At 37.4% G+C, this 2,127-nt stretch carries 2 protein-coding genes; both read left to right on the top strand.

Annotated elements, in window-relative coordinates; all coding sequences use genetic code 11:
* A partial coding sequence (locus RQ763_RS11470; RefSeq protein ID WP_314153121.1) for an LTA synthase family protein occupies nt 1-1,801 on the top strand: 1,801 nt, incomplete at its 5' end.
* A gap of 11 nt (nt 1,802-1,812) precedes the next feature.
* Nucleotides 1,813-2,127, top strand: a 315-nt coding sequence (locus RQ763_RS11465; RefSeq protein WP_314153119.1) for a phosphoethanolamine transferase domain-containing protein, incomplete at its 3' end; no start/stop codon positions are given.

Genomic DNA, 2,127 nt, shown 5'->3' with positions numbered 1-2,127 from the left:
TTTTATTCACGGTCTGAGAATGGACACTATAACCGCATCTGTATTTTTGCTGATTCCTATGATGCTTCTTACATTAAGTCCAAGCAGATTAAAACATTTTGTAAATAAATTTCTCAAATACTATTTTTTAGCCGTGCTTGCAATTGCAATATATATAGAAAATGCTACTTTTCCGTTCATAGCCCAGTATGACGTACGACCAAACTACCTTTTTGTAGAGTACCTTGTCTATCCAAAAGAAGTGTTTGCAATGATATTTGCCGACTACAAGCCTGAGCTGTTTATAGCTTTTACCATGATAAGTGCTTTTATCTATCTCTACCTTAAATATGCCAAAGAGAGTGTCACAGAACTGTTTGACACAAGTTATAAAAAACGTCTTATTCTGTTTTTACCGCTATTTCTACTGCTCTTTATCGGAGCGCGCTCATCATTTGGTCATAGACCTGCCAACACATCCGATGCAATGTACACAACTAACAGAATGGTCAACGAGATAACAAAAAATTCTATTTACAGTATTGTTTACGCTGCATATATCAACAACAGACACGGAAGCGGAGAGATACAAAAACGATACGGAAAAATGGATATCAAAGAGGCTCTATCTAGAGTTCAAAACAGACTAAATATCCAAAGCACAGATGCCGACTCTCCATTCTCAAGGAGCGAAGAGAGCCACTTTAAAACCACAAAGCCAAAAAATCTAGTTATCTTTGTTCAAGAGAGTTTAGGCTACCAGTTCGTTGAGGCAACGGGAGGTGAAAAAGGAATTACGCCGAACCTTAACAGACTGAGCAAAGAGGGAATTTTATTTAAAGATTTATACTCAAACGGTACCAGAAGTATTAGGGGCTTAGCCGGAAATTCTGCGGGAAATCTCGCAGTTCCAGGGGAAGGAATACTAAAGAGAACTAAATCTCAAAGTGACTTTTTTACTATTGCAACTGCTCTAGAGCCATTTGGTTATCATACAACTTTTATATATGGAGGAGAGAGCAGATTTGACAATATGCGAAGCTGGTTTATCGGCAACGGCTTTGATGAGATTATTGACCAGCCATGCTTCGTAGATCCGACTTTTACCGCTCCATGGGGAGTCTGTGATGGAGATTTGGTTGAGAGAGCAAACGAAGAGTTTAAAAAGATGCATACCAAAAATCAGAAATTTGCCACTGTTATGTTTTCACAGTCAAACCACTCTCCGTTTGAGTACCCATATGAAAAAATTGATTTAATCGATGGAGTTGCTCAAAACAGCGTGAAAAATGCCGTCAAGTACGCAGATTACGCTATCGGAAAACTGTTTGAACTTGCCAAAAAAGAGGAGTACTACAAAGATACTGTTTTTGTGGTAGTTGCAGACCATAATGTCAGGGTTTACGGCGATGACATGATTCCTGTTGATATGTTCCATATTCCGGCAATTATCTTAGGCTCAGACATCAAGCCGATGACCTACGATAAAATTGCCACACAACCAGATGTACTGGCAACAGCATTGGATTTGCTTGGACTTGATCTGAAATATCCTATTATGGGACACTCTATTTTTAGTGATAAAAAACAAAATATTTCACTGATGGAGTTTCACGGTTCCTACGCTCTTCGTGTGGATGACAAAGTTTCAATTATTAGCCCAAACAAAGAATCAGTTACATTTTCTTATAAAGAACCGGATACATATTTGGACAAAAAAAATCATCTAATCCCTGCCGAGCATGACGTGGAGCTAGAAAAAGATGCGCTGGCTTTTGTCTTAACTTTAGACCATCTGTACGATAAAAAATTGTATAGATAAGAGGAACTGCCTTGTTTAAAAATATTACACAAATCAGACTCATAGTATTTACGGCACTTTTTTTTGTGCTGTTTGACAATGTGGCTTTCTTTCAAAATGTGGCAGATGTCTATTCTATTAGCGGATTTAAAAATATCGCTTTTACATTATCTCTTGGTCTTATTTTATTTGCTTTTACTGTTTTGCTATTTACACTGCTAAGTTCAAAATATACAACCAAACCGCTTCTCATTACAGCTGTCATAATTTCATCACTTACAAACTACTTTATGAACACTTATCATGTCGTTATAGACGACAGCATGATAAGAAACGCAATGCAGACA

The sequence above is a fragment of the Sulfurimonas sp. genome (assembly GCF_032250635.1).
Taxonomy (GTDB): Bacteria; Campylobacterota; Campylobacteria; order Campylobacterales; family Sulfurimonadaceae; genus Sulfurimonas.
This window is presented reverse-complemented; position numbering and strand designations above follow the sequence as displayed.